The organism is Agrobacterium sp. 16-172Ci, assembly GCF_053522725.1.
In genome coordinates this window covers 1-18658 of the sequence record NZ_JBNWBW010000002.1, presented here as the reverse complement: position 1 = coordinate 18658, position 18658 = coordinate 1, and the positions used below count along the sequence as shown (strand labels likewise).

The window sequence follows — 18658 nt, the reverse complement described above, 5'->3', positions numbered from 1 at the left end:
AAGTTTTTTAAAGTTATGCTCTTGCGTTTCCAAAAGCTGCCACGTATTTTCCGAGGAAATTTCAACGTCCTTATCGTCATTAACAAGGAACGCGTCATGAACGAGCTTGGGGTTCATAATCCTGCCAATGGAGTTGCGGAACTCGGACTGGGCGAGGCCTCCCGCGTCTTTTATAACCTCAACGAGAGCGAATTATACGAAGAGGCGATCCGCAATGGCGAGGCCGAACTGACCATCGATGGCGCGTTGCGCGCCGTCACCGGCCAGCACACGGGCCGTTCTCCGAAGGACAAATTCGTCGTCCGCGATGCGTCCACCGAGAACACCATCTGGTGGGACAACAACAAGCCGCTTTCGCCGGAAAAATTCGAGCTGCTGCGCAAGGACATGCTGGCCCATGCCGCCGGCAAGACGCTTTACGTGCAGGATCTGATCGGCGGTGCCGATGAGGAAAATGCTCTGCCGACACGCGTCGTCACCGAACTTGCCTGGCACTCGCTGTTCATCCGCAATCTGCTGATCCGTCCGAAGCGGGAAAAACTGGCGGGTTTCAAACAGAAGCTCACCATCATCAACCTGCCGAGCTTCAAGGCCGATCCGGCCCGTCACGGTGTGCGTTCGGAAACCGTCATCGCCTGCGATCTGACCAACGGCCTCGTCCTCATCGGCGGCACGTCCTATGCCGGCGAAAACAAGAAGTCGGTCTTCACGGTGCTTAACTACCTGCTGCCGGCCAAGGGCGTCATGCCCATGCATTGCTCCGCCAATGTCGGTCCGCAGGGTGATTCCGCTGTGTTCTTCGGCCTCTCCGGCACCGGCAAGACCACGCTGTCTGCCGATCCTTCGCGCACGCTGATCGGCGATGACGAACATGGCTGGGGCGAGCACGGCATCTTCAACTTCGAAGGTGGCTGCTATGCCAAAGCGATCAAGCTTTCGGCTGAAGCCGAGCCGGAAATCTACGCCGCGACCCGCCGTTTCGGCACGGTTCTCGAGAACGTCGTGCTGGACGAAAACCGCGTTCCTGATTTCAACGACAACTCGCTGACGGAAAATACCCGCAGCGCATATCCGCTGCACTTCATTCCGAATGCATCGGAAACGGGAATTGCCGGCCATCCGAAGACGATCATCATGCTCACGGCGGATGCCTTCGGTGTGCTGCCGCCGATTGCCAGGCTGACGCCGGAACAGGCCATGTACCACTTCCTCTCCGGTTACACCGCAAAGGTTGCCGGCACGGAAAAGGGCGTGACCGAGCCGGAAGCGACCTTCTCCACCTGCTTCGGCGCACCCTTCATGCCGCGCCACCCAGCGGAATACGGAAACCTGCTGCGCGAACTGATCGGTAAGCATGGTGTGGATTGCTGGCTGGTCAATACCGGCTGGACCGGCGGTGCTTACGGCATCGGCAAGCGCATGCCCATCAAGGCGACCCGCGCGCTTTTGACCGCCGCACTGACCGGCGACCTGAAGAATGCGGAATTCCGCACCGACGCGAATTTCGGTTTCGCCGTGCCGCTGTCGCTGGATGGCGTCGACAGCGCGATCCTCGATCCGCGTTCGACCTGGGCCGACGGCGCAGCTTATGACGCGCAGGCAAAGAAGCTGGTCTCCATGTTCGTCACGAACTTCACCAAGTTCGAAGATCACGTCGACAGCAAGGTTCGCGATGCAGCCCCGGGCCTTTTGCTCGCGGCTGAATAATAAAGCCTCATTTGTGAGGAGGAGGGGACCCGGCCTTGTGCCGGGTTCTTTCGTTTGGCCTGCTGTTTCCATTCCTGCCGATCTATGGCATCACCGGCGCGGAGAAAGATCATGGCCAGCGACCCGCTTTACATCAGCAACCGTATCACCATCGCCGGCTGGGAGCTGACGGAGCAATTCGTGCTGGCCGGCGGGCCGGGCGGCCAGAACGTCAACAAGGTCTCGACGGCGGTTCAGCTGTTTTTCGACATTGCCAATTCGCCCTCCCTTCCGGATCGGGTAAAGACCAATGCACTGCGTCTGGGTGGCAGGCGAGTGTCGAAAGACGGCGTGCTGATGATCGAGGCAAGCCGGTTTCGCAGCCGGGAGCGCAATCGCGAAGATGCACGCGAGCGGCTTAAGGAGTTGATCCTGGAGGCGGCGGCTCCGCCGCCACCGGTTCGCAAGGCCACCAAGCCGACAAAAGGCTCGGTCGAGCGTCGTCTGAAGGCAAAGTCCGGCCGTTCGGATATCAAGAAGATGCGCGGCAAGCCCTCCGGCGACTAATCCGAAGGTGCTTGATTTTCAGAGCTTACGAAGCGCAACGGTGTCGATCAGATGGTTCCTGCCCTTGCGTAGGATAAGATCGGCGCGCGGGCGCGTCGGCACGATGTTCTGGCGCAGATTCTTCAGGTTGATGTTCTGCCAGAGCCCTTCGGCAATGCTGAGCGCTGCCTCTTCGCTGATCGACGCATAACGGTTGAAGAATGAATTCGGGTCGCGGAAGGCGGTCTGCCGCAGATTCATGAACCGGTTCACATACCAGTTGTGAATAAGGCCCTCATCGGCATCGATATAGATCGAGAAATCGAAGAAGTCGGAAACGATCGGCACGATCCGCCCGCCCGCCGGCAAATCGCGCGATTGCAGCACGTTAATGCCTTCGAAGATGAGAATATCGGGCTGGTCGATGACAGTGAACTCGTTCGGCAGAACGTCGTAGGTCAGGTGCGAATAACGCGGTGCCTTCACATTCGGCTGGCCCGCCTTGATCGCCGACAAGAAACGCAGGAGCGCGCCGATATCGTAGCTTTCGGGAAAACCCTTGCGCTCCATCAGGTTCTCGCGCCGTAGAACCTCATTCGGATAAAGAAATCCGTCTGTCGTGATGAGATCGACCTTGGGGCTGGAGGGCCAGCGGGCCAGAAGCTCCTTCAGGATACGTGCCGTCGTCGATTTTCCAACCGCCACGGAACCGGCAATGCCGATAACGAAAGGCGTCTTGTTGACATCCGCCATGTTGAGGAAGCGGTTGCGCTGTTCGAACAGCAGCTGCGACGCCTCCACATGCGATGACAGGAGGCGCGACAATGACAGGTAAATGCGCCGCACCTCGTCCAGATCGATCGGGTCGTCCAGCGAGCGCAGCCGTTTGACCTCGTCGGCGGAAAGCGTCAGTGGTGTATCGGCACGAAACTTCGACCATTCTTCCGAACTGAAGAAGTGGTAGGGCGAATATTCATCCGGTCGGAAATGATCGAGTGTGCTCGGCATGCCTCTCTCCCCGCTGCCTGCCTCGACATTCATAATGTCGGCCTCGCCGCTTTTTCCGCAAGGCCGGTTTGCCCCGTACGACGCTCCAGCTCGGCAAAAACGTCGTCCAACGGAATATCTGCGATCTTCAGCACCACCAGCAGATGGTAGAGCAGATCGGCCGCCTCGTTCTTCAGCCCGTCGCGATCTTTCGCGATGGCCGCGATAACGGCTTCGACCGCTTCTTCGCCGAGTTTTTTCGCCGCGCGCTCCTGGCCCGCCGCAACCAGCTTGGCCGTCCAGGATTCGTCAGGAGAGGCAGCGGCACGGGTCGCGACGATGTGCTCCAGATCGGAAAGGGAAAATGCGCTCATGGGAAATTCCTGCAATCAGTCGAGACGCATGGCGATGCCGTGCTCCGCCATGTAGTTCTTGGCTTGTCCGATCGAATAGGTGCCGAAGTGGAAGATGGAGGCGGCAAGCACCGCAGTTGCGTGGCCATCGCGCACGCCCGCCACCATATCGTCCAGCGTGCCGACGCCGCCTGAGGCGATGACGGGCACGCGAACCTGATCAGCAATGCTGCGTGTCAGGCCGATATCGTATCCGCTCTTGGTGCCGTCGCGATCCATCGAGGTAACAAGCAATTCGCCAGCGCCGCGTTCGACCATCTTGATGGCGAATTCCACGGCGTCGATACCGGTGGGCTGGCGTCCGCCATGGGTGAAGATTTCCCAGCGGCCTTCTTCTCCATCCTTCGAAACCCGCTTGGCGTCGATGGAAACGACGATGCACTGGTTGCCGAACTTGTCGGCCGCCTGCGCCACGAAGTCGGGATCCTTGACCGCTGCGGAATTGATCGAGACCTTATCGGCCCCGCACAGAAGCAGCTTGCGGATGTCGGCGACGGCGCGAACCCCGCCACCGACGGTCAGCGGCATGAAGCAATGATCGGCGGTACGCGAGACGACATCGAAGATCGTGTCGCGATTATCCGAGGAGGCGGTAATGTCCAGGAAGCAGAGTTCGTCCGCCCCTGCCGCATCATAGGCTTTCGCCGCCTCGACCGGGTCGCCTGCGTCGATCAGATCGACGAAGTTCACGCCCTTGACGACACGGCCGTCTTTCACGTCCAGGCAGGGAATAACGCGAGCTTTTAGGGTCATACGCGTGCCTCCTTTGCGGCCTTGATGAGGGCGAGCGCCTCCGCCGGATCGATACGGCCGTCATAAAGCGCGCGGCCGGAAATCGCGCCTTCGAGCTTTGCGGCATCCGGCTGCAACATGCGCTTGATGTCGTCGATGGAGGCGAGACCGCCGGAGGCGATGACCGGGATGGAAACGGCATCCGCCAGTTCCAGCGTCGAAGCCCAGTTGATGCCGGCCAGAATGCCGTCACGATCGATATCGGTATAGATGATGGCCGCGACACCGGCACCTTCGAAACGTTTGGCAAGCTCGATCACGCCGAGTTCGGAGGCTTCCGCCCAGCCTTCAACGGCGACCTTGCCGCCCTTGGCATCGATGCCGACGGCGACCTGTCCGGGAAAACGCTTGCAGGCTTCGATAACGAGAACCGGATCGCGCACCGCAACGGTGCCGAGAATGACACGGGCAAGCCCACGGCTCAGCCACGCTTCGATATGATCGAGTGTGCGGATGCCGCCGCCGAGCTGCACCGGGTTTTTCGTGGCTTTCAGAATGGCGTCGACTGCCTCGCCATTCACGGTCTGGCCGGCGAATGCGCCGTTGAGATCAACGACATGCAGCCATTCGAAGCCCTGATCCTCAAAGGCCTTCGCCTGCGCGCCGGGGTCCTCGTTATAAACGGTGGCCTGGTCCATATCGCCGAGTTTCAGGCGAACGCACTGGCCGTCTTTGAGGTCGATTGCGGGAAAAAGAATCATGTCAGGGCTTCCAGCGCAGGAAATTGGAAATCAGGGCAAGGCCGAGCGTCTGGCTCTTTTCCGGGTGGAACTGCGCACCCGCCATATTGTCGCGGCCGACGAAAGCCGTCATCGCGCCACCGTAATTGGTGGTGGCGATGACATCCGTCGAGTGCTTGGCGGCCAGATGATAGGAATGCACGAAATAGGCGTGCAACCCGTCAGCACCGGTCTTGATGCCGTCGAACAGCGGGTGGGCGTGGCGGATTTCCAGCGTGTTCCAGCCGATCTGCGGAATCTTGAGGCTCGGATCGGACGGCGTCATTTCCACGACATCGCCTTCGATCCAGCCAAGGCCCTTGCTGACAGTCTTTTCCAGCCCGCGCGAGGACATGAGCTGCATGCCGACGCAAATGCCGAGGAAGGGATGGGCCTTTTTCTCCACGGCTTCGATGAGTGCGTCATGCATGCCGGGAACGGCATCGAGGCCTGCACGGCAATCCGCATAGGCGCCCACACCAGGCAAAACGATGCGATCCGCCGAGGCGACATGATCCGGCTTGTCGGTCAGGTCGATGGTTGCATTGATGCCGGCTTCGCGGGCGGCACGCTCGAAAGCTTTTGTGGCCGAACGCAGGTTGCCCGAACCGTAGTCGATGATCGCGACACGCATGTCAGCGCCTTCCATTCAAGTCGAAAAGAAACGATCCGGCGGGATCGTTGACGAAGTTTTTGTCGCCGCTCTTTTGCGGCGAAGGGGTCCAGACCGGCTGGGACAGCTGTTCCGCCCTCTCGGTGTTTTCGGAGAGACCGGAGAAATATATGTCTTCGGCGCTCGAAAGATCAGGGGCGGAAACGACGGATGTCAGCGTCCAGCCCTTGCGGATCAGGTGCCGGACGAGAAAATTGCGTCCCTCCAGCGCCGTGATGAGCCCGATGGCGAAACCGCAGAGAATGCCAACCGGTTCAAATCCCGCTAATATCGAGACCTGACCGGCCAGAATGAGGGCGATCACAACAACCGCCGTCGCCAGCCACAGCCGGTTGATCGCAAGCCATAACCAGGGCGCAATGAGAGCCAGCCAGACGAAACGGTCGGCAATGAAGCGGGTCGTCTTGTGGTCCCTGTCCGGCCCGTTGGGGGCTTCCAGAACGAGATAGCTTGTCATGGGCTTCCTGACAGCTTTGGCGTCAGGCCAGCATGCCCTTTGTCGAGGGAACGCGGCCTGCCTGCCGGGGGTCGATCTCGGTTGCCGTGCGAAGAACGCGGGCAACGGCCTTGAAGCATGTTTCGGCGATATGATGGTTGTTGGCGCCGCAATGGTTCAGGATATGCAGCGTGATGCCGGCATTCTGGGCGAGCGCCTGAAAGAACTCGCGCACCAGCTCCGTGTCGAAAGTGCCGATCTTTGGCGCGGAAAAATTGACGTTCCAGACGAGGAACGGCCGGCCGGAAATATCGACGGCGGCTTTGGTCATCGTCTCGTCCATGGCAAGGTCGAGCGAGGCATAACGGGTAATGCCCCGCCGGTCGCCAAGCGCCTTCGCGATCGCCTGGCCAATGGCGATGCCGGTATCTTCCACGGTGTGGTGGTCGTCGATATGCAGGTCGCCCTCTACCTCGATCTCCATGTCGATCAGCGAATGGCGGCTCAGCTGGTCCAGCATATGGTCGAAAAATCCCACGCCGGTGGAAATTTTCGATTTGCCGGTGCCGTCGATATCCACACGCACCGAAACCGCGGTTTCGTTGGTCTTGCGGATAATCTCGCCTTTACGTTCTGCCATTTTGGCCGCTCCGTGAAAATGTTGCCGTTCCTTATCAGCACGGGACACAAATATCCAGTTGTTCCCTCGTCTTGCCTGACATGCTCAAAACGGTGCGTCGCCTCGAAGATTGCAATCGTGAAAAGCAAACTTACATAGAACCCGAGAAGGGCCGCATCCCGGCCCGTTAACCGCAGGCCCGGCAGGGCAGACAGGTGTTTGATGACAACAATTATTACAGTCAGAAAGGGCGGCAAGGTCGTCATGGCTGGCGACGGGCAGGTAAGCCTTGGCCAGACGGTCATGAAGGGCAATGCCCGCAAGGTTCGCCGCATCGGCAAGGGTGAAGTGATTGCCGGTTTTGCCGGTGCAACGGCGGATGCTTTTACGTTGCTTGACCGTCTTGAAAAGAAACTCGAGCAATATCCGGGCCAGCTCATGCGCGCCGCCGTAGAGCTTGCGAAGGACTGGCGTACAGATAAATATCTGCGCAATCTCGAAGCCATGATGCTGGTGGCCGATAAATCCACCACGCTTGCCATCACCGGCAATGGCGATGTGCTGGAGCCTGAGCACGGCGCGATCGCCATCGGTTCCGGCGGCAATTACGCCTTTGCGGCTGCCCGCGCCATGATGGACACGGACAAATCGGCTGAAGAGGTGGCGCGCCAGTCGCTCGATATTGCCGCCGATATCTGCGTTTATACCAACCACAATCTCGTCGTCGAAACGCTCGACGCCGAATAAGAAACCCAATTTCTCACCCAAGGGTCCTGTGGGCCGGGCCGGAATGGCCGGCCGGAACAGGAAAGCCGAGAGGATAGAATGACCACTTTTTCTCCCCGGGAAATCGTCTCGGAACTCGACCGCCACATCATCGGCCAGCATGATGCAAAACGCGCGGTGGCGATTGCGCTGCGCAACCGTTGGCGCCGCCAGCAGCTCGATGAGAGCCTGCGCGACGAAGTCATGCCGAAAAACATCCTCATGATCGGGCCGACCGGTGTCGGCAAGACGGAGATTTCCCGCCGCCTCGCAAAGCTGGCCGGCGCGCCTTTCATCAAGGTCGAGGCGACCAAGTTCACCGAAGTCGGTTATGTCGGCCGCGATGTCGAGCAGATCATCCGCGATCTGGTCGAGATCGGCATCGGCCTCGTGCGTGAAAAGAAGCGCGCCGAAGTACAGGCCAAGGCGCACCAGAGCGCCGAGGAGCGGGTGCTCGATGCGCTGGTTGGCGCAACAGCCTCGCCCGGCACGCGTGAAAGCTTCCGCAAGAAGCTGCGCGACGGCGAACTGGACGACAAGGAAATCGATATCGAAGTGGCGGATAGCGGATCGGGCATGCCCGGTTTCGAAATTCCCGGTATGCCGGGCGCCAATATCGGCGTTCTCAACCTGTCGGAAATGTTCGGCAAGGCCATGGGCGGACGCACCAAGAAAGTGCGTACCACGGTATCGAAATCCTATGCCGATCTGATCCGCGATGAATCCGACAAGCTGCTCGACAATGAAATGATCCAGCGCGAGGCGGTGAAATCGGTCGAAAATGACGGCATCGTCTTCCTCGACGAAATCGACAAGATCGCCGCCCGTGACGGCGGCATGGGCGCCGGCGTCTCGCGCGAAGGCGTGCAGCGCGATCTGCTGCCGCTTGTCGAAGGCACGACGGTTTCGACGAAATACGGGCCGGTAAAAACCGACCACGTTCTTTTCATCGCATCGGGCGCTTTCCATGTGGCAAAGCCGTCGGATCTTCTGCCGGAGCTTCAGGGCCGTCTGCCGATCCGTGTGGAGCTGAAGCCGCTGACCAAGGAGGATTTCCGCCGTATCCTGACGGAGACGGAAGCAAGCCTCATCCGCCAGTATAAAGCGCTGATGGCGACGGAAGAACTCGACCTCGATTTCACCGATGATGCAATCGATGCCCTGGCCGATGTGGCTGTTCATCTCAATTCGTCGGTCGAGAATATCGGTGCGCGCCGTCTGCAGACGGTGATGGAGCGTGTTCTGGACGAGATTTCCTTCAATGCGCCGGATCGCGGTGGCTCCGCCGTCAAGATCGATCAGGAATATGTTCGCAAACATGTCGGCGATCTCGCCGCCGATACGGATTTGTCCCGCTATATTCTCTGAAGATTTCAGGGACACGAGAAAGAAGAGTGCGGCCATATTTGCCGCACTCTTTTATTTTATCCGCCTTGTCTCGCATTCAGCCCGCATTTTGTTTATGGGAAGGGCTGCATTCCGGTTGGAACCGCTTTAGTGGAATGATCCGGTTTCCTCAGCACCTTTCGCTGGCGGAAATCGCAGGCTTGAGAAAAGGCATTCGCTCGTGCGCAAAACTCTTCTGGCATTTGCCGCTGCTTTGACGTTCACCGTCACCGCGTCTTCTTACGTCGAAGCCGCGACGGTCGTTCCGCCAGGCAATCGCAATGCCGAACAGCCCGGCGTTCCCGGCGCTTCCGCAAAAAGAACAAAGGCGTCCAACACCTCCTTCGAGCGCAAATACCAGAAGGTCATCGACCTTTTGTCCTCCGACAAGGCGCTGATCGCCAAGATCAAGTCGACGGCCGGGCGCTACGGCATCGATCCGATCCATATGATCGGCGCGATCGTCGGCGAACATACCTATAATGTCGACGCCTATGACCGGCTGCAGTCCTATTACGTCAAGGCGGCGTCTTACGCGGGCAACAGCTTCCGTTTCGGCTACAAGGACGAAACCATTGCGCAGTTCCTGACCCATTCGCAATTTGCCAAATGCCAGTCGAAGAGGGATTCATACAGCCTCTGGAACTGTAGGGAAGATGTCTGGGAAGACAGTTTCCGCGGCAAGACGGTCGATGGTGTCGCCTACCCGAACAACCGTTTCAGCGCCGTGTTTTTCCAGCCCTTCTACGCCGGTCAGACCTTCGGCCTCGGCCAGATCAACCCGCTGACGGCGCTGATGTTGTCCGATATGGTGTCCAGAACTTCGGGCTATGAGAAGCTGGATGAGAACGACGCCACCGCCGTCTACACCGCCATCATGGACCCTGACCGGTCGCTCGCTTTCATGGCGGCGTCCATCCGCAAGTCTATCGACGACTATAAATCTATTGCCGACATGGATATTTCGAAAAATCCGGGTGTGACCTCTACGCTTTATAATGTCGGCGGATCGCAGCAGCGTGCTGCCGCTCTTGCCCAGAAGAACCGCCAGCGCGCCTCAGGCGGGGAGCAGCCCCTGTTGCCGGAGGAAAATTATTACGGCTGGCTGGTGAATGATCGCATCAAGGATTTGCAGGCGCTTTTGTAGAAAAAGGCGACTATCGCCCGCATTGTTTCCAAAACGGAAATAATATTTGGCTGTCTGCCGCAATTGACGAGCGGCCGTCTCCGCGTCCAATCTGTGTCTCCAGAATAGAGGAGGCGCATGTGAGCCGCACGAATAAATTCGGTCTTTCCATCGATGACAGGCTTTATGCCTTTTTGACTGACGACGTCCTGCCCGGCACGGGTCTGGATAGCGAGGCGTTCTTCGAAGGTTTTTCGACCATTGTTCACGAGCTTTCTCCGAAGAACCGCGAATTGCTGGCAAAGCGTGACGCTCTGCAGGAAAAGCTGGATGGCTGGTATCGGCAGAATGGCGCGCCGGCGGATTTTGACGCCTATGAGGGCTTTCTGAAGGAAATCGGCTATCTGCTGCCGGAAGGTCCCGGCTTCCAGGTGGAAACCAGCAATGTCGACCCTGAAATCGCCGCCGTTGCCGGCCCGCAGCTCGTCGTTCCGGTCATGAATGCGCGTTATGCGCTGAATGCGGCCAATGCCCGCTGGGGTTCGCTTTACGATGCGCTTTACGGCACGGATGCTATTTCTGACGCCGATGGTGCGGAGAAGGGCAGGGGGTATAATCCGAAGCGCGGTGAAAAGGTCATTGCCTGGGCGCGAAACTTCCTCGATGAATCCGCGCCGCTGGAAACGGGAAGCTGGTCCGAGGTGACCGGTTTCAAGATCGAGGATGGCCTGTTGCAGCTTGCTATCGGCGACGCCAGGACTGGTCTCAAGGATGCAGCCCAGTTCAAGGGTTTCAGCGGCGAAGCGGCAAAGCCTGCAACGATCCTGCTCGGCAAGAATGGTCTGCACACCGAAATCGTCATCGATCGCACGACCGAAATCGGCAAGGGCGACAAGGCGGGTATCTCCGATGTCGTTCTCGAATCCGCTCTCACGACCATCATGGATTGCGAAGATTCGGTTGCCGCCGTCGACGCCGAAGACAAGGTGCTGGTTTATGGCAACTGGCTTGGCCTGATGCGCGGCGACCTGACCGAAGAAGTATCCAAGGGTGGCAAGACCTTCACACGCAGCCTCAACCCGGATCGCTATTACACGGCTCCCAATGGTGCCGCGCTGACCTTGCCGGGTCGGTCCCTGATGCTGGTGCGAAATGTCGGTCATCTGATGACCAATCCGGCGATCCTCGACAGGGATGGTCGGGAGGTTCCTGAAGGCATCATGGATGCCGTCGTCACGGCGTTGATCGCCCTTTATGATGTCGGTCCGTCCGGGCGGCGTCAGAATTCCCGCGCCGGCTCCATGTATGTCGTCAAGCCGAAGATGCACGGGCCGGAGGAAGTGGCCTTCGCCAACGAAATCTTCAGCCGGGTCGAAAAGCTCGTCGGCATGGCGCCGAACACCATGAAAATGGGCATCATGGATGAGGAGCGTCGCACCACGGTCAACCTCAAGGAAAGCATTCGCGCTGCGAAGGATCGCGTCGTCTTCATCAATACGGGCTTCCTCGACCGCACCGGCGACGAAATCCACACCTCGATGGAGGCGGGTCCGATGATCCGCAAGGGCGACATGAAGCAGGCGGCATGGATCGCGGCTTACGAGAACTGGAACGTCGACATCGGCCTCGAATGCGGCCTTTCCGGCCATGCGCAGATCGGCAAGGGCATGTGGGCCATGCCGGACCTGATGGCCGCAATGCTGGAGCAAAAGATCGCGCATCCGAAGGCCGGCGCCAATACGGCCTGGGTGCCATCGCCGACGGCGGCGACGCTGCATGCCACGCATTATCACAAGGTCGATGTCGCTGCTGTTCAGGAAGGTTTGAAAAGCCGCGGCCGTGCGAAGCTTTCCGATATTCTGTCGGTGCCGGTCGCGCCGCGTCCCAATTGGACGACGGAAGAAATCCAGCGCGAACTCGACAACAACGCGCAGGGCATTCTCGGATACGTCGTGCGCTGGGTCGATCAGGGCGTTGGCTGCTCGAAGGTGCCTGACATCAACAATATCGGGCTGATGGAAGACCGCGCCACGCTTCGCATCTCCGCGCAACACATGGCGAACTGGCTGCGCCACGGCGTGGCGACAGAGGACCAGATCGTCGAAACCATGAAGCGCATGGCCGCCGTGGTCGATGCGCAGAATGCCGGCGATCCGGCCTATCTGCCGATGGCATCCGACTTCGACGGATCGGTCGCATTTCAGGCGGCTGTCGAACTGGTGCTGAAGGGCCGCGAACAGCCGAACGGCTACACCGAGCCGGTTCTGCACCGCCGTCGTCTGGAACTGAAGGCCAAGCAGGCGGCCTGAAGCCGTCAGCAGTCCTGAGAAACAAAAAAGCCGCCGGGGGAAATCCACGGCGGCTTTTTCTTGTCTGGTATGTGATCTTTACTGGATCACGATGACCTTGGTGCTGCGGCCGGGACGAACGCGGCTGTAAAGGTCGATGACGTCCTGGTTGATCATGCGGATGCAGCCGGAAGAGGCGGCGGTGCCGATCGAGGCCCATTCGGGCGAACCATGGATGCGGAACAGCGTGTCCTGTCCCTTTTCATTGAAGAGATACATGGCGCGCGCGCCGAGCGGGTTGGTAAGACCCGGACCCATGCCAGCCTCGACATATTTGGCGACTTCCGGCTTACGGTCCGCCATTTCTTTCGGCGGATGCCACATCGGCCATTCCTGCTTCCAGGCGACATAGGCCTCACCGGCCCAGGCGAAACCTGCCTTGCCGACGCCGATGCCGTAACGAACCGCGCGGTTGCCGGACAGGATGTAATAGAGGTAACGCTCACGCGTATTGACGATGATGGTGCCGGCGCGTTCGGATGTCTGGAATTCGACGATCTGACGGCGATACTTCTCATTCACACGATTGATTGGAATGGCCGGCAGCGCATAGCCCGCATCGGTCACGGGACCGTAGACATCGTTGAATATCTGGACGGTTTCGACCTTTGCCGGAACGGGGTCAGCAACCGGTACGGACGCTGCGATCTTGCCGGAGGTCGGAGCGGAGGATTGGGAGGTAGTTTCGGCGCAGCCGGCCAGAGCCAGTGCTGCCGTCAGACCGAGTGCGGTCAATGGGGTACGGATGCGCATGTCGTTCTCGCGGAAAATTCGCCAAATTGTGCGAAAGAGTAGGCTTAATTGGATAAATCGGTTATTTTCCATTCAGCCGCTCTTGGCAAGCCGTTGCGCCGCCGCGAAACGGTCGGGCATTTAAAATTGCCGGTTGATTGCCTTTTTGCAACAATAGGCCAAACGCTTCAGCAGCCTTTATCCATGACTATTCTTTCCGTTACCAACAATAATCCGTTAATAGACGGTCGCCAGTCGGACAAGGCGATGCTGGTCCGCCGCGGCGTTCAGGTGCTTTTGCACGAAATGCGCCATTCGGTGCTGCCCGAACTGCCGCTTGCCAGCGGGCGGCGGGCAGATCTCATCAGCCTGTCGGTCAAGGGTGAGATCTGGATCATCGAAATCAAATCCTCCATCGAGGATTTCCGTGTCGATCGCAAATGGCCGGAATACCGCCTGCATTGCGACCGGCTCTTCTTCGCCACCCATCCTGAAGTGCCGACCGACATATTCCCGGAGGAATGCGGGCTGATCCTGTCGGATGGATATGGCGCCCATATGCTGCGCGATGCGCCCGAGCATAAATTGCCGCCCGCGACCCGCAAGTCGGTGATGCTGGATTTCTCGCGAACCGCTGCGACCCGGCTGATGCTGGCGGAATGGACGACCGGGCGCAGCTTCGGAGAATGACTTCGGTTATTTGGGTGCGCGCTTGGCGAGAATGCGCTGCAGCGTTCGCCGGTGCATGTTCAGCCGGCGGGCGGTTTCCGAAACGTTGCGCTCGCACATTTCATAGACACGTTGAATATGCTCCCACCGAACCCGGTCTGCCGACATCGGGTTTTCGGGGACTTCGGTCTTTTCGCCCTTGCGCTGCGTCAGCGCATTGAACACATCGTCCGCATCGGCGGGCTTGGCGAGATAATCCAGCGCTCCAAGCTTCACGGCGGTAACGGCGGTTGCGATATTGCCGTAGCCGGTCAGAACGACGATCTGCGTATCGTCCCGGTTCTGCCTGATGGCCTCGATCACTTCCAGACCGTTGCCATCCGCAAGCCTCAGATCGACAACCGCGTATTTCGGCGGTGCAGCCCTGGAGCGGGCAATGCCGTCGCTCACCGTCTCGGCGGTGTCGACGGTAAAGCCGCGTGTTTCCATTGCCCGGGCAAGCCGGCGCAGAAACGGGCCGTCATCATCGACGATCAGCAGCGATCTGTCGGGTCCGATCGGGTCGACATCGTCCGTTGGCGCGCTGGTGGAGTTGTTCTGGTCTTCTGTCTTCATGTTTCCGGCCTTCCGGCAACTTCGTCGGCTTGGTTTTCTTCTTCTTATCGCCGCTTCAACGTGGATGGTAAAGTCAACGGCTTCTTTTATCGTCCATAAGCGCCCGAGGCCAGACGATTGTGACCCGCGCTCCGGTTCCGCTCGTGCCGCGATTCTCAAAGGTGACGGTGGCGCCGGAGCGCTCCAGCAAGGTCTTGGCGATGAAAAGCCCGAGCCCGAGCCCGCCCGCCCGTGTGTCATTGTGACGTTCGGTCACATAGGGCTCGCCGATACGGGCAAGCACGTCATGGGCATAACCCGGCCCATCGTCTTCAATGATGACGGCGACGTTCTGCTGGTCGTAATCCACCGTCACGGTCACCTTTTCCCGCGCGTAATCCACGCCGTTTTCAATGAGGTTGCCAAGACCGTAGATGATGCCGGCATTGCGAATGCCGACCGGCTCGTCGGCGCGATTGTTCTTTTCAACGAGTTCGAGGCGGATGCCGAATTCCCGGTGCGGCGCCATCACCTCCTCGATCAGCGAGGAGAGCGGCAGGCGGCGCATGTGCTCCTCATTGTCGGCGGAAAGCGAGGTGAGGCGGCGCAGAATATCGCGGCATCTTTCGCTCTGGCTGCGCAGCAGGGCTATATCTTCGCCAAATTTTTCGTCGTTTCCGAGTTCCCGCTCCATCTCCTTCGCGACGACACTGATGGTCGCGAGCGGCGTACCGAGCTCATGCGCTGCGGCGGCCGCCAGCCCATCCAGCTGCGAGAGATGTTTTTCCCGCTCCAGCACGAGCTCGGTTGCAGCCAGCGCATCCGCCAGCTGATTTGCCTCGTGCGAAACGCGATAGGCGTAAAAGGCCGCAAAAGAGGTTGTGGCGATGATGGCGACCCAGGTGCCGACATGCAGCAGAAGCTGGATCGGCAAAACCTCGCCGGGGTACCACGGAACCGGAAAGGGCGAAAAGGCGATCGCGGTTGAGCAGATGACGGCAAAGCCGAGGAGAATGAGCGAATGCCGTAGCGGCTGGGAGGCAAAGGCAATGATAACCTGCACGCAGATCAACGGCGCGAAGGGATTGGAAAGTCCGCCGGTGATATAAATGAGCGCCGTCAGTTGCAGCAGGTCGAAGGCCAGCAGCAATGTCGCTTCCCAGGGCTCCAGACGATAGGTGGAGGGAAAGCGGGCGGTGAGAAACAGATTTGCAAGAGCGAGTGCCGCGATCAGAAGACCGCAGGCCAGAAGCGGCAGGGGGAAATTGAGCCCGAAAGCGACAAGCAGGATCGTTGCCGTCTGTCCCGCTACCGCCAGCCAGCGCAGCCAGACGATGGTCTGCAGCCTTATCCTGCGGCTGGCGCGGCCGAGCCTCGTGGTTTCGATAGAATGGCCAGCCACCTTCATCTCCTTTGCCCTGTTCATCATCGTCACGTCCCGCGCGGTTTTGCACGGCTGGTCGGCAGGGCCGATGCCGGGTCTTCCGGCCATGGATGGCGTGGATAACGCCCGCGCATATCTGCCCGTACATCCTTCCAGGACCCCGACCAGAAGCCGGGAAGATCGCGTGTCGTCTGTATCGGCCTGTGCGCCGGGGAGGTCAATTCCAGCAGCAGCGGCAACCGTCCCTGCGCAATGGACGGGTGGGCTCTCAGCCCGAAAAGTTCCTGCACGCGAATGGAAAGCGTCGGTTCGCTGGCATCGTAACGGATGGGATGTCGCTGGCCCGTCGGCGCTTCGAAATGCGTCGGCGCCAACTTGGCGAGATCGCGCGCCACCTCATGCGGCACCAGAGACAGGATCCCTTCGGAGAGGCTGCCCGGCCGGATGTCCTGCAGGCTGCGCGCACCGTTCTGAAAAGGGACGAACCATTCGTCCAGCCTGGAAAGCAATGCCTCGTCGCTGACATCCGGCCAGGGCTCCCCGATACTGGCGTTCAGAAAGCCGATCCTGTCGCGCAACTGCAGCGTCTCTTTCGAAAAAGGAAGAATGCCGATGCCGAATTCCCGAACGCCATTGGCGAGCGCCTGTGCCGCCTGCTCGCCCTCGGGACGGGGCAGGGGTGTCTCATCGAGGATGATGGCGCCAAGCCGCGTCACCTTTCGCGCGCGCGCCTGGCCGCTCGCCTTGTCGAAAAGCAACTGGTCCTGCTGAACGATGAGATGCGGCATCCGCTCTTCGACATCGCTCCTCTCTATGCCTGCCGCCGCAAGGATGCGCGGCTGCGCCGCTCGCCCGGTAATATCGGCAACCACCAGCATTTTGCTCGCCGCCAGCCGTTCTGTCTCGGCAAGCTCTGCGCCACGCCCGTTGGCCATCACATAACGTCCCCGCGCGCCGCGCTGAAGCGCGATCCTGTCCGGATAAGCATGCAGCAGCAGCGGACCGGCCTCGCTGGGCAACTCGACTGTCGCCGTTTTGTCGCCGATTGCGTCGAACAGCCTCGATGCCAGCTTGCGCGCCGCCTGTGCCCTTTCGCTTCTGTCGGAAAGAAAGCGCCGCAGCCGTTCATCGAGATCGATATCGTTTCCGCCGAGCCCCTGTTCCGTCAGCATGACGGCGAGCATCGCCGCCTTTTTTCCCGCGCCTTCGCTTGCCGCCGCAATCACCATGGCCGCCAGCCGTGGCGGTAGTGAAAGGCCGCGCATCAGACGGCCGCGCTGCGTCAGCGCTCCGCCTTTGTCGAGCGCGCCCAGATTTTTGAGAAGCGCCACTGATTCTTTAAGTGCGGCTTCGGGGGGCATATCCAGAAAGGCAAGAGAAGAGGGGTCCTGAACACCCCAATGGGCGAGATCGAGCGCAAGGCCGGCAAGATCGCTCGCCAGAATTTGCGGTGGCGTAAAGGCGTTGAGCGCCGCCGTCTGCCCCGGATGCCACAGGCGGATCGCAACACCGGGTTCTGTCCGCCCGGCGCGACCCGCCCGCTGGTCGGCGGAAGCGCGCGACACCCGCACCGTCTCCAGTCTCGTGATTCCCGTTGCCGGCTCGAAGACAGGTAGCCGCTGCAATCCGCTGTCGATCACCACACGCACGCCATCGATGGTAATCGAGGTCTCCGCAATCGAGGTGGCGAGCACGATCTTGCGTCGTCCGGCCGGCGCCGGCTTTATCGCTGCATCCTGCTCTTTCTGCGAAAGGTTGCCGTAAAGCGGGATAATATCCGTATCGCCGGGAAAACGTCCCTCCAGCCGCGTGGCCGTTCGGATGATTTCCGCCTGTCCCGGTAGAAAGGCGAGGATGGAGCCGGTTTCCGACCCATGGGCTTCGGTGATCGCCTTGGTGACTTTCTCTTCAATCGGCACGCCCTGCCAACGATCCTCATAACGGACCTCGATTGGAAACGTCCGTCCAAGGCTCTGAATGACCGGGGCGCCTGCCATGAGCGTGCTGATGCGTTCGACATCGAGAGTGGCGGACATGACGAGGATACGCAGATCGTCGCGCAACCCACCCTGCACATCGAGTGCAAGCGCCAGTCCGAAATCGCCGTCGAGCGAACGTTCGTGAAACTCGTCGAAAATCACCGTCGAAACGCCGGCAAGTTCAGGATCGTCCAGAACCATCCGGACAAACACGCCTTCGGTCACCACTTCTATCCGGGTTTTCGAGGAGACGCGATTGTCGAGCCGCATGCGATAGCCGACGGTTTGCCCGACATCTTCGTGAAGCAGTTCGGCCATGCGCCCGGCTGCGGCACGGGCGGCAAGCCGGCGTGGTTCGAGAAGAATGATCTTGCCGTCACCCCGCCAGTCCTGCTGCAAAAGATTAAGCGGCACGAGCGTCGTTTTACCCGCGCCCGGTGGAGCCGAAAGAACTGCGCGCTTCGCCCCGGCCAGAGCCTCGGCGATATCGCCGAGAACGGCACTTACGGGAAGTTCGGGCAACTCGGTCTTTATAGGAACGGGCATTCTGGTCATGCAAACAGGCCTGCGGCATCTGGGGTGGTGTTTAAGCGTCTCATATGCCGTTTCTAATGCACGGTTCCGCACTTTGACAGCCGTATGTAGGGAGCAGGCAAATGCTCCGTCGTTAAAGTCACGGTTCCTTGCGCGCTATTTGCAGTCAGGACCGGAGGGCAGGCATTGGGCGTGTGGCGAAATGTCGGAAGATTCCGTCTCTTCCGCTTGTTTTCGCTCCCCTCCACGAAACTACCAAATAAAATCAAT

At 59.7% G+C, this 18658-nt stretch carries 18 protein-coding genes; 7 read left to right on the top strand and 11 right to left on the bottom strand.

Annotated elements, in window-relative coordinates; all coding sequences use genetic code 11:
• Positions 1–96: 96 nt before the first annotated feature.
• Positions 97–1707, top strand: coding sequence for a phosphoenolpyruvate carboxykinase (locus tag ACQZ40_RS03130; RefSeq protein ID WP_078052434.1), 1611 nt, complete (start codon positions 97–99; stop codon positions 1705–1707).
• A 111-nt stretch (positions 1708–1818) separates the two neighbouring features.
• Positions 1819–2253: an alternative ribosome rescue aminoacyl-tRNA hydrolase ArfB gene (gene arfB / locus ACQZ40_RS03125; protein ID WP_448747384.1), complete on the top strand. Its 435-nt coding sequence runs from the start codon at positions 1819–1821 to the stop codon at positions 2251–2253.
• Positions 2254–2271: 18 nt separating this feature from the next.
• On the opposite strand, the gene coaA is transcribed toward arfB, so the two are convergent.
• From coaA to hisB, 7 genes are read right to left on the bottom strand one after another with little or no spacing between them, the layout of a single operon-like run.
• A complete protein-coding gene (gene coaA / locus ACQZ40_RS03120; RefSeq protein WP_448747383.1) occupies positions 2272–3273 on the bottom strand; it encodes a type I pantothenate kinase in 1002 nt (333 codons plus the stop codon).
• Positions 3270–3593 carry a phosphoribosyl-ATP diphosphatase gene (locus tag ACQZ40_RS03115; protein WP_448747382.1) on the bottom strand — a complete coding sequence of 108 codons (324 nt, stop codon included), beginning with the start codon at positions 3591–3593 and terminating at the stop codon, positions 3270–3272. The genes coaA and ACQZ40_RS03115 overlap by 4 nt, the downstream gene beginning before the upstream one ends.
• Positions 3594–3608: 15 nt before the next feature.
• Positions 3609–4385, bottom strand: coding sequence for an imidazole glycerol phosphate synthase subunit HisF (gene hisF, locus ACQZ40_RS03110; RefSeq protein ID WP_448747381.1), 777 nt, complete (start codon positions 4383–4385; stop codon positions 3609–3611).
• A complete protein-coding gene (gene hisA, locus ACQZ40_RS03105) occupies positions 4382–5125 on the bottom strand; it encodes a 1-(5-phosphoribosyl)-5-[(5-phosphoribosylamino)methylideneamino]imidazole-4-carboxamide isomerase (protein WP_078052252.1) in 744 nt (247 codons plus the stop codon). The genes hisF and hisA overlap by 4 nt, the downstream gene beginning before the upstream one ends.
• 1 nt (position 5126) lies before the next feature.
• Positions 5127–5777 carry an imidazole glycerol phosphate synthase subunit HisH gene (gene hisH, locus ACQZ40_RS03100; protein WP_031233376.1) on the bottom strand — a complete coding sequence of 217 codons (651 nt, stop codon included), beginning with the start codon at positions 5775–5777 and terminating at the stop codon, positions 5127–5129.
• 1 nt (position 5778) lies between these two features.
• A complete protein-coding gene (locus ACQZ40_RS03095; RefSeq protein ID WP_078052250.1) occupies positions 5779–6273 on the bottom strand; it encodes a DUF2628 domain-containing protein in 495 nt (164 codons plus the stop codon).
• 22 nt (positions 6274–6295) lie between these two features.
• On the bottom strand, positions 6296–6892 hold the full coding sequence (hisB, locus tag ACQZ40_RS03090; RefSeq protein WP_448747380.1) for an imidazoleglycerol-phosphate dehydratase HisB: 597 nt from the start codon (positions 6890–6892) through the stop codon (positions 6296–6298).
• A gap of 201 nt (positions 6893–7093) precedes the next feature.
• Between hisB and hslV the strand changes: the two genes are divergently transcribed.
• The 4 genes from hslV (at position 7094) to ACQZ40_RS03070 (ending at position 12457) form a co-directional block, all read left to right on the top strand.
• The gene (gene hslV, locus ACQZ40_RS03085) at positions 7094–7618 is read left to right on the top strand and encodes an ATP-dependent protease subunit HslV (RefSeq protein WP_003521197.1); all 525 of its coding nucleotides are present in this window, start codon (positions 7094–7096) and stop codon (positions 7616–7618) included.
• 78 nt (positions 7619–7696) lie between these two features.
• Complete coding sequence (gene hslU / locus ACQZ40_RS03080; RefSeq protein WP_078052248.1) at positions 7697–9004, top strand: ATP-dependent protease ATPase subunit HslU; 1308 nt, start codon at positions 7697–7699, stop codon at positions 9002–9004.
• A gap of 199 nt (positions 9005–9203) precedes the next feature.
• On the top strand, positions 9204–10169 hold the full coding sequence (locus ACQZ40_RS03075; RefSeq protein WP_003521201.1) for a DUF1402 family protein: 966 nt from the start codon (positions 9204–9206) through the stop codon (positions 10167–10169).
• Positions 10170–10288: 119 nt separating this feature from the next.
• Positions 10289–12457, top strand: a complete 2169-nt coding sequence (locus tag ACQZ40_RS03070; protein ID WP_448747379.1) for a malate synthase G — start codon at positions 10289–10291, stop codon at positions 12455–12457.
• Between the two features lie 78 nt (positions 12458–12535).
• Here ACQZ40_RS03070 and ACQZ40_RS03065 read toward each other — a convergent pair whose 3' ends face one another.
• Positions 12536–13249: a L,D-transpeptidase gene (locus ACQZ40_RS03065; protein WP_003521204.1), complete on the bottom strand. Its 714-nt coding sequence runs from the start codon at positions 13247–13249 to the stop codon at positions 12536–12538.
• A gap of 183 nt (positions 13250–13432) precedes the next feature.
• On the opposite strand from ACQZ40_RS03065, the gene ACQZ40_RS03060 reads away from it, so the two are divergent.
• A complete protein-coding gene (locus tag ACQZ40_RS03060; RefSeq protein ID WP_004444350.1) occupies positions 13433–13918 on the top strand; it encodes an MmcB family DNA repair protein in 486 nt (161 codons plus the stop codon).
• 6 nt (positions 13919–13924) lie between these two features.
• Here the strand turns inward: ACQZ40_RS03060 and ACQZ40_RS03055 are convergent, their stop codons facing one another.
• From ACQZ40_RS03055 to hrpB, 3 genes are all read right to left on the bottom strand, one after another.
• Entirely contained in the window at positions 13925–14512 is a 588-nt protein-coding gene (locus tag ACQZ40_RS03055; protein ID WP_065656794.1) for an ActR/PrrA/RegA family redox response regulator transcription factor, read from the bottom strand.
• A gap of 73 nt (positions 14513–14585) precedes the next feature.
• Entirely contained in the window at positions 14586–15893 is a 1308-nt protein-coding gene (gene actS / locus ACQZ40_RS03050; RefSeq protein ID WP_080857121.1) for a two-component system sensor histidine kinase ActS, read from the bottom strand.
• A gap of 29 nt (positions 15894–15922) precedes the next feature.
• A complete protein-coding gene (gene hrpB, locus ACQZ40_RS03045) occupies positions 15923–18409 on the bottom strand; it encodes an ATP-dependent helicase HrpB (protein WP_448747378.1) in 2487 nt (828 codons plus the stop codon).
• Positions 18410–18658 lie beyond the last annotated feature (249 nt).

What these genes read in the sequence shown, in the direction of transcription:
- ACQZ40_RS03130 (WP_078052434.1), top strand. Translation starts at nt 97, where the DNA reads ATGAACGAGCTTGGGGTTCATAATCCTGCCAATGGAGTTGCGGAACTC.
- arfB (WP_448747384.1), top strand. Translation starts at nt 1,819, where the DNA reads ATGGCCAGCGACCCGCTTTACATCAGCAACCGTATCACCATCGCCGGC.
- coaA (WP_448747383.1), bottom strand. Translation starts at nt 3,273, where the DNA reads ATGAATGTCGAGGCAGGCAGCGGGGAGAGAGGCATGCCGAGCACACTC.
- ACQZ40_RS03115 (WP_448747382.1), bottom strand. Translation starts at nt 3,593, where the DNA reads ATGAGCGCATTTTCCCTTTCCGATCTGGAGCACATCGTCGCGACCCGT.
- hisF (WP_448747381.1), bottom strand. Translation starts at nt 4,385, where the DNA reads ATGACCCTAAAAGCTCGCGTTATTCCCTGCCTGGACGTGAAAGACGGC.
- hisA (WP_078052252.1), bottom strand. Translation starts at nt 5,125, where the DNA reads ATGATTCTTTTTCCCGCAATCGACCTCAAAGACGGCCAGTGCGTTCGC.
- hisH (WP_031233376.1), bottom strand. Translation starts at nt 5,777, where the DNA reads ATGCGTGTCGCGATCATCGACTACGGTTCGGGCAACCTGCGTTCGGCC.
- ACQZ40_RS03095 (WP_078052250.1), bottom strand. Translation starts at nt 6,273, where the DNA reads ATGACAAGCTATCTCGTTCTGGAAGCCCCCAACGGGCCGGACAGGGAC.
- hisB (WP_448747380.1), bottom strand. Translation starts at nt 6,892, where the DNA reads ATGGCAGAACGTAAAGGCGAGATTATCCGCAAGACCAACGAAACCGCG.
- hslV (WP_003521197.1), top strand. Translation starts at nt 7,094, where the DNA reads ATGACAACAATTATTACAGTCAGAAAGGGCGGCAAGGTCGTCATGGCT.
- hslU (WP_078052248.1), top strand. Translation starts at nt 7,697, where the DNA reads ATGACCACTTTTTCTCCCCGGGAAATCGTCTCGGAACTCGACCGCCAC.
- ACQZ40_RS03065 (WP_003521204.1), bottom strand. Translation starts at nt 13,249, where the DNA reads ATGCGCATCCGTACCCCATTGACCGCACTCGGTCTGACGGCAGCACTG.
- ACQZ40_RS03060 (WP_004444350.1), top strand. Translation starts at nt 13,433, where the DNA reads ATGACTATTCTTTCCGTTACCAACAATAATCCGTTAATAGACGGTCGC.
- ACQZ40_RS03055 (WP_065656794.1), bottom strand. Translation starts at nt 14,512, where the DNA reads ATGAAGACAGAAGACCAGAACAACTCCACCAGCGCGCCAACGGACGAT.
- hrpB (WP_448747378.1), bottom strand. Translation starts at nt 18,409, where the DNA reads ATGACCAGAATGCCCGTTCCTATAAAGACCGAGTTGCCCGAACTTCCC.